At 64.4% G+C, this 8200-nt stretch carries 7 protein-coding genes; 2 read left to right on the forward strand and 5 right to left on the reverse strand.

The window, feature by feature from the left end; genetic code table 11:
• Window positions 1–168: 168 nt before the first annotated feature.
• The gene (locus tag LQ952_RS14725; RefSeq protein WP_238623381.1) at window positions 169–1455 is read left to right on the forward strand and encodes a glycosyltransferase; all 1287 of its coding nucleotides are present in this window, start codon (window positions 169–171) and stop codon (window positions 1453–1455) included.
• 13 nt (window positions 1456–1468) lie between these two features.
• Complete coding sequence (locus LQ952_RS14730) at window positions 1469–2902, forward strand: putative O-glycosylation ligase, exosortase A system-associated (RefSeq protein ID WP_238623382.1); 1434 nt, start codon at window positions 1469–1471, stop codon at window positions 2900–2902.
• On the opposite strand, the gene LQ952_RS14735 is transcribed toward LQ952_RS14730, so the two are convergent.
• From LQ952_RS14735 to LQ952_RS14755, 5 genes are all read right to left on the reverse strand, one after another.
• Window positions 2829–3932 (reverse strand): GNAT family N-acetyltransferase, encoded by a 1104-nt coding sequence (locus LQ952_RS14735; protein ID WP_238623383.1) that lies wholly within the window; start codon window positions 3930–3932, stop codon window positions 2829–2831. The two genes, LQ952_RS14730 and LQ952_RS14735, sit on opposite strands and share 74 nt — an antisense overlap.
• A complete protein-coding gene (locus tag LQ952_RS14740) occupies window positions 3932–5344 on the reverse strand; it encodes a glycosyltransferase family 4 protein (protein WP_238623384.1) in 1413 nt (470 codons plus the stop codon). Before LQ952_RS14740 ends, LQ952_RS14735 begins: the two co-directional genes overlap by 1 nt.
• Before the next feature lie 8 nt (window positions 5345–5352).
• Window positions 5353–6588, reverse strand: a complete 1236-nt coding sequence (locus LQ952_RS14745; RefSeq protein WP_238623385.1) for a glycosyltransferase family 4 protein — start codon at window positions 6586–6588, stop codon at window positions 5353–5355.
• Window positions 6589–6592: 4 nt separating this feature from the next.
• Window positions 6593–7807, reverse strand: coding sequence for a prenyltransferase/squalene oxidase repeat-containing protein (locus tag LQ952_RS14750; protein ID WP_238623386.1), 1215 nt, complete (start codon window positions 7805–7807; stop codon window positions 6593–6595).
• 100 nt (window positions 7808–7907) lie between these two features.
• Window positions 7908–8200, reverse strand: a 293-nt coding sequence (locus tag LQ952_RS14755; protein ID WP_238623387.1) for a hypothetical protein, incomplete at its 5' end; no start/stop codon positions are given.

The raw sequence follows: 8200 nt of genomic DNA on the forward strand, positions 1-8200 counted from the left end.
CGTCGAAGGTCATCGCCCGTCCACCAAGACTGAGCACTTCATCAATCACCGCCAGGACTTCTTTCTGGGTATCCAAGGACAACGCTCCATGGTCTAGAGTCAGGATCAACAACAAAAAGGAATGCTAACATAGCCAAGGCCCTGCTCAGCCCCCCGGAAACCCAACCCGTGGCCAGACCGCACCCATCCCGGCACATCCTCATGATTGCCTATCACTTCCCGCCCCTGACGGGCAGTAGCGGCATCCAGAGAACCCTGCAGTTCGTGCGTCACCTGCCCGAGTTCGGCTGGGAACCCATCGTGCTCACCGTCCATCCTCGCGCCTACCCGAACACCAGCCCCGACCTGCTCCGGGACATCCCCGCACACGTCCCGGTCATCCGAGCCCAGGCCTTCGACAGCGCTCGACATTTCGCCCTGGCGGGACGCTATCCCGCCTGCCTGGCCCGTCCGGATCGCTGGATCAGTTGGCTTCCCGCCGCCCTCCATCGCGGCCGACAACTCATTCGGACCTATCGCCCCCGGATCATCTGGAGTACCTATCCCATCGCCACCGCCCATGCCATCGGCTACCGGCTGCACCGGGCCAGCGGCCTGCCCTGGATCGCCGACTTCCGGGACCCCATGGCCCACGAGGGCTACCCCGAAGATCCAGCCACCTGGGCCGCCTTCAAGCGCATCGAAGAACAGGTATTCAGTGCCGCCGCCGGCGTCAGCTTCACCACGCCGGGCGCCCTGGACTTCTACCGGGATCGCTACCCCCGTTACCCGGGTGAATCATTCAAACTGATCGAAAACGGCTACGCCGAAGAAAACTTCGCCGGACTCGATGAACAGGCTGCCGCCAAGGGCCCCCTGCACCCCGGCCGAATCACCCTCCTGCACAGCGGCATCGTCTACCGCAACGAGCGCGACCCCACCCACCTGTTCCAGGCGTTGCAGACCCTCCGCCAACAGGACCTCCTCCACCCGGACCGATTCATCCTGCGTCTGCGGGCTCACCATAACGGCGACCACCTGCGAACACTGATCGACCGTTACCAACTGCAACCCCTGGTGGAACTGGCGCCCCCACTGCCCTACCGGGAGGCCCTGGAAGAAATGCTGCGGGCCGACGGTCTGCTCATCCTGCAGGCGGCCAACTGCAACCAGCAGATACCGGCCAAACTCTATGAATACCTCCGGGCCAGGCGCCCGCTGCTGGGGCTGACGGACCCGGCGGGCGACACCGCCCGGACCCTGAAAGACATGGGCTGCCGGCACCTGGCCCCCCTGGATCGGCCCGAGCAGATTGCCCCGACACTGCTGACCCTGCTGAAGGATATGGATGCCGAAATCCCGCCCGGCCCGGATTCGGAGGTCATTCGTCGGTATTCCCGGCGTCAACTCACCCGAACTCTGGCATCATGGCTGGACAACCTGCCCGAGCCACCCGAAACGCTCCCGCCCCCATGACTCCGACATAGCCATGCGCGACATACTGCTAATCATCATCATCGGCGGGTCCTTGCCCTTCATCCTTTTCATGCCCTGGATCGGGGTACTCATGTGGTACTGGATCGGGCTCATGAACCCCCACCGACTGGGCTGGACCTTCATCACCGACATGTCGGTGGCCATGATGGTGGGGGTGGTCACCCTCGCGGCCCTGGTCCTCACAAGGGACCGCAAACCCCTGCCCTTCACCCGCGAGATCGTCGTCCTGGTGATCTTCACCGGCTACATCACCATGACCACCTACTTCGCCTGGAGCCACATGGCCTGGGTCCAATGGGACACGGTGATGAAGATCCTGCTCATGACCTTTGTCACCCCCATGCTGATCTACGGCCAGACCCGCACCCTGCTGCTGATCCTGGTGGTGGCCGGCTCCATTGCCTTCTACGGCTTCAAGGGAGGTCTGTTTTCTGTTCTGACAGGCGGATCTCACATGGTACTCGGTCCCAGAGATAGCTTCATCGCGGGCAACACCGACCTGGGTCTGGCGATGATCATGATCCTGCCCATGTTGCTGATCATCGCCCGCATGTTCCGGGAAAACTGGGTGGATCTGGGCATCCTGTCCCGCTCCCCCAAGATCGCCGGCTATGCCGCCTACAGCGTGTTCTGGCTGACAGCGGCCGCCATCATCTTCACCTACTCCCGGGGTGCCCTGCTGGGCCTGCTGGCCATCGCCCCGTTCATGTTCCTCAAGATGAGAAGAAAGGGCAGCCTGATCCTGGCAGCGGTCCTGGCCGTCACCGTCATCGGCGTGACCCTGCCCGAGCGGCTCGTCAGCCGCTGGCAGACCATTCAGACCTATGAAGAAGACCACTCCGCCATGCAGCGGGTCCAGGCCTGGGGGGTCAACTGGAACATGGCGATGGAACGGCCCCTGCTGGGTGCCGGCTTCAACAACGTCTACATCCCCGACGAAGTCTGGGTAGGCTACGCCAACTTTATTGGTCCCTGGCACCCCAACACCGCCCGCGTGGCCCACAGCCTGTATTTCCAGGTCATCGGGCACCACGGATTCGGGGGATTCGCGGTCTTCATGACCATGATCCTGTTCACCCTGCTCACCCTGAACCGGATACGCAGGCAGTCCCGGCATATCCCCGGCAAGGAGTGGATGGGGCAATTTGCCTGGGCCATGCAGGTCGGGTTCGTCGGTTACCTGGTAGCCGGCGCCTTCCTGGACCGGGCCTACTTCGACCTGATGTTCGCCATGGTGGCCATCACCATCATCCTGCGCCGGGAACTGGACACCGTGGAGGCGCCGGCCCCGCAACGGGTTGGCACCGAAAACCCGGGCCACGAATCCTCATCGCCCGCGCCCAGGGATTTCGTCAGGACGCCGGAAAACGTCCAGGCCAGCCACGCCGCAACAACCGACCGCCCCATGTCGCGACAAGCTCCCTGAGCATCAGCAAGGCACCCCGCCAGGTACGCACATTCAGGGCCAGGATGCCCCACTGCTCCCGGCGGTGGGTCATCCAGTCCGCTTTGTAAGGGTCATCCCCGGTCAGAAAATCCACTTCACTCACCCGTTCATCATCCAGCATGCGCTCCATCATGAGCGCCGTCAGCAGAGTACCGGGGGAAAAGGCCTCAAAGCGCGGATCATGGGCCAGCTTGTAGATATGGGCACGCCCCTGATGACGCAGCCAGAGCTGAACAGCCACCGGGGCCTCCTCCACCGTCAACACCCCCAGGCGCAGCATGCCCGTCCGCGCGGCCATGTGGATCAAGCCCGGCATGAAATCGGGGAAAGGTTCCGGCCGTTTCCAGCTCACGGCATACACGGACTCGTAGGCGGCAACCGCCGCCGGCACGTCATCCACCTGCCGGTACAGATGAAACGCCACCCCATGCAGACGCCGAAGCCGCCGCCCCTTGCGCTGCAGGGTGCTGCGCAGGTGCCCGGGCCGGCCGGCCAGATAGGCAACCCAGTCCATGCCCATGGTGGGAAGATACCGATTGCCGAAACGAAAATAGGGCTTCACGAAGAAACCCTCGTCCCGTAACGCCTGCTCCACCCGCCCCATCATCGGCCCCTGGAGGCACAGGGGTCCCAGATCCAGCCCCTCACACAGCCCGGGCGTCGAACGCAGATGACGGGCAATCGCCCGCAAGCCCTCTTCGCCCCGTGATCCCGCCGCCATCACCGGCCCGTACATGGGGGCATAGTAATTCTGTAACGCCCGCCAGCGCCGCGGCCGCGCCCGGGACACCAGGCACGGCAACACACAGACAGGCTGCCCTCCGGCATCGAAGGCCACCGGGAAGCGGGGCGCGTCATCGGGATTGAGTCCATGGGCGATCAGGCACTCAAACCATGCCCAGGTACAGAAGGGATGACGGCACTCAGCCTGCTCGAACAATGCCCGGCACGCCTCGGGCAGGGCCGCCAGACTCTCGAAGACCCGCACCCGGCTCATCGGGGCATCCATCAACGAGGTCCGCCGGCCGCCACCTGTTCCAGCACCCGCGCCAGACGCGTCACCAGATGGCGCCGCTCAAACCCCCGCACATAGTCCTGGTCCGGATCAAACACCCCGTCTTCGGCATCCAGTATCCGGGCCAGACGTGCCTGGATGCCCGCCACATCCCCCGGGCGCTCCACCCATCCCAGTCGCCCCCGGCGGATGATCTCCGGGGTGGCGCCTTCCTCGGCCACGCACAGGATGGGTCGCCCGGCGGCGATATACTCAAACAACTTGCCGGGGATGACCCCTGAAGTGGTTTCGCCCCCATCCACGATCAGCAGCAACACATCCGCCCCTTTCTGCAGAGCCTTGGAGCGACGGTAAGGGACATCGGGAAAGAACCGGAACACCGGCTCCAGCCCATGCCGCGTCACCAGTTCATCCATGCGCGCCACGATCTCCGGCGCCCGCCCGCCGTAATATTCAAACCGGAAACGTCCCGCCAGATCGGGCCGCTCCCGCAACAGTCCCCCGGCCGCTTCCAGCAATTCATAGCCCCGCCGGTTCTTGAACAGACGCCCGGCATAGACGATGCGCAACACACCTGGCGTCTGCCCTTCCGGCTCTACCCCCTCGAACTCCTCCGGATCATACCCATTGGTGATGGTCACCAGGGCCTCATCCGGCAATCGGGGCAGGCGACCGCGCATCACCTCGGTCTTGGGGCCGGACACCGTCACCACCGCCCCCGCCGTGGACACCAACCGCCGCTCCAGGGCCAGTTCCAGCCGTTGGCGCCAGGCAGGCACCCAGGCCCGCAACACATCCCCGGTCCACAGGTCCCGGTAATCCGCCACCCAGGGCACTCCCGTCCGTCGGGACAGATGTGCCCCCACAATCAAGGACGTGAAGTGAGGGGCCGTGGCCAGGATCACGTCGGGCCGAAACTCATCCACGATCCTGACACCCTGCCGGACCGCCGGCGGCCACCACAGCACCAGATCATCGGGGATCTGCACATGCCGATGGATAAAACGATCCATCCAGGCAACCCCCCGCTTGACGGAGGAGATCAGCCCGGAAGCCGACGCCGCATGGGTGCCCGGCCCCGGCACAGAGTCGTTCCCCGACACCGCCCCGGTCGCCTCCGCATCCACCGGTCGGCCACGCCCCAGCAAACGCTTGACGGCCAGCACCAGACGCTCCCGGGGTCGGGGCAACGGCACCCGGAACACCCGGGTGCCATCGGGAATTTCATCCAGGGTGGCCCGGTCCACCGGCTGCATGTCCCCTTCCGTCAGGGTCAGCACGGCCGTCTCCCACCCCAGCGCCTGCAGATGCTGGCAGAACTTGAGTGGCCGCAACCGGCCGATTCCCTTCACCGGTGGAAACTCCACCGCCACGATCAACACCCGGCGATGCGGCCTGGCAGTCATGAGCACACTCACCCCAAATAAAGATTCAAGGAAAAATCCGGTGTCAGCAATTCATCGAACACGGCCTGGACCAGACCCGCATGGCGCTGAACCGAATACTTGCGCGCCACTTCCTCCATGGCCGCCCGTCCCATCCGGGTCCGCAGGTCGGTATCGCCCAGTACCCGGTTGAGTACCTCCGCCAGGGCCATGGGCTGACCGGGCGCCACCAGGAAACCGGTTTCACCGTCACGAATGATCTCCGGCGGCGCGCCGATGTCCGTGGCCAGGATCGGCGTGCCCATGGCCATGGCCTCGATCACCACCCGACCGAACGGCTCCGGCGATATCGATCCATGCACCACCGCATCCGCGGCCTGCATGAACAGCGGCACATCATCCTGATACCCGGCAAAATGCACGGCGTCCGCCAGGCCCATCTCGTTCACCTGCTGCTGCAAGGCGCGTAGATAGTCATCGCGCCCGGGAGGCGCTTCACCGATCAGGACGAAACGGGCGCGGGGATGGACGGCCAGGACACTGGGCACGGCCTGGATCAGCACATGCTGTCCCTTCCAGTCCATGATCATGCCGGCCATCACCACCATCGGATCTTCCGGCCCCACGCCCAACCGCGCCCGCAGAGCCTTCACCTGAGCGGCATCCCTGGCGGCATAGCGGGCCAGATCCAGCCCCTCCGGCACCATGGTGATTCGTTCGGGCGCCACGCCCAGATCCAGCAACCCCTGACGGACAGGACCGGAAATGGCCAGGAAACGGCTGATCCAGCGGGTGAGAAACACCGCCAGCCGGGAATCCGGGCTGGGAATATTGCGTTCGTGGAGCACCACCGGGCATCCGGCCAGACGGCCCGCTATCACACCGGCCATGTTGGCGATGAAATCATTATTCAGATAAATGAGATCCGCCCGCTCGGTGCGGGCAATACGGGCCAGGTGGTGGGCATAGCGGAATATCTCCGCATCCAGCCGCTGCCAGAGGGGGCGCCGACGGCCACTCCCAATGCGGTGTCGTCGCGGTAGATGGATCGTTTTCACCGCCGGGGGGAAAGAGGCAAACTTGGCATCATCCAGGGAATGCACCACCACGGAACGAAAACACGCCTCGTCCAGGTGTTCCAGACAGGTACGCAGGCTGATCACCGCCCCGCCGAACCCCACGCCGGTCTCCAGATACAGGATCGTCGCGGGGCGCTTGGGAATCAGATTGACCGGTCGGCCCCGGACCCAGTGCACGGATTCCATGGGCTCAGGACCAGTCGGCGTCGGTGGACAGTATGGCGGGGCGTCCAGAACCGGCCAGGATGGATTCTTCCATCATCAAGGCATCGGCAAAGAACTTCGCGGCCCAGTTGGGATACTGCCAGGGATGGTAGCCACCATTGATGGGGTGGGAGCCCTTGATCCCACCGCGCTCATCCGGGATGCCGCCGTGAAGGCGCTGGGTCCGCCGGGTGAAGCCATTCACCCGGCGGACCGCCTCCCGGAACCGCTCCTCGCCGGTGAGCTGGTGCAGGCGCCCCCAGTTGATGGCGATCTGGGCATTGCCCGTCAGGCAGGACCAGGTCACCGTCGGTTGCCAGCGGGCATCGTATCGTCCCGGCAAATAGCCATCCGGCGGCAGAGAGGCCAGCACCGCGTCTCCCATGGTGACGGCCTGGTGCATGAAATCCTCCCGCTGTGCATAGGCCCCCACTTCCAGGAATCCGCGCATGGCATAGGCAATGGTATGCAGGAAGGGTTGGGCGTCGTCCTGCAGGCAGTTGTGGGGTAGCCAGCCATTGTCATGGCGCTGGGAGAGCGCCCATTCCAGGTTGCGCACCGCCGCCGCCAGAAAACGCGGTTCCTGAGTGATGTGATGGACCCGGGCCAGGCCCCAGGCCGAGCGAGTGTTATAGGTATTCATGGACGTGGTCGTGAACGGCGACCCGAAACGCCGCCAGCAGCCGTCCTCATCCTGTACATCGCAAAGCCAGGCAGCGGCCTTGACGGCTGCCTCTCGATAGCGTTCCTCGCCTTCCTCCTCAAATGCCCGCACCCAGCCAAACAGCACCTGGCCGGTGTTGAAGATGGTGGGTTGATCCGAACTGCCCAGCGCACCGGCCAGCACACCGCCTTCCGGCAACTGGATCTCGCATTCCCAGTCGGCCATGGCCCGGGCACGGCCACGGGCATCCGTATCCCCGGTCAAGTGGGCATAGCGGTAGAAGGTGGGCAGGATGTAGCCCGTGGTCTCGGGGTAGGACGGCGCCCAGCGGCGGGAGCGCACCAACCAGGTCTGGGCCACACCGGCATCGGGCGTCGCATCCTGGGCGCGCTTGAGCCAATCCATTGCCCCCCGCAGGTGATCCCGAATTTCTCCCGGGGCATGCAGCCCCATGCCCAGCCTGTCTCCCATCACACGGCCGTATTGACGCAATGTATCCGTAATCGCCATATCCACACCCTGGCTTGTCTGGGGCACCGGCGGCACCGATGCGTTACCGGTTTATGGGCTCAAGAGGCGCCCTGGAAACCGGTTATTGTGCTGCCCCGAGGGGAGCAGCGCAAAAAAAACTGCGGAATCATTGCGGTGAATCGAAAAAATGCCGTCCGGAAGCCACCATATGGTCCACCACCTCCGTCATGGCCCGGCAATCCAGCAGGCCAAGCCGGGTATTGCCCACCCGTCGGCGCTTCAACACCCCCTCCTTGAGCAGTTCTGCCTCCAGAAGGTCATCCCGACGCAGGCGATTGGCGGCGGCGCTGAGCACCTTGACAGGCACCTTGCGAGCCACACCCTCGTAATCAATCACCGTTCCTTCCATGGGTTCAGGCTCGTACAATGGAACCGGTAGCGTCCGCGCAATCCGATCTT

Origin of the sequence: Ectothiorhodospira lacustris (genome assembly GCF_022227785.1) — a bacterium.
GTDB lineage: Bacteria > Pseudomonadota > Gammaproteobacteria > Ectothiorhodospirales > Ectothiorhodospiraceae > Ectothiorhodospira > Ectothiorhodospira lacustris.

Excerpts from the sequence above, each read along its gene's own strand:
- LQ952_RS14730 (WP_238623382.1), top strand. The coding sequence starts at position 1,469 with ATGCGCGACATACTGCTAATCATCATCATCGGCGGGTCCTTGCCCTTC.
- LQ952_RS14735 (WP_238623383.1), bottom strand. The coding sequence starts at position 3,932 with ATGGATGCCCCGATGAGCCGGGTGCGGGTCTTCGAGAGTCTGGCGGCC.
- LQ952_RS14740 (WP_238623384.1), bottom strand. The coding sequence starts at position 5,344 with ATGACTGCCAGGCCGCATCGCCGGGTGTTGATCGTGGCGGTGGAGTTT.
- LQ952_RS14745 (WP_238623385.1), bottom strand. The coding sequence starts at position 6,588 with ATGGAATCCGTGCACTGGGTCCGGGGCCGACCGGTCAATCTGATTCCC.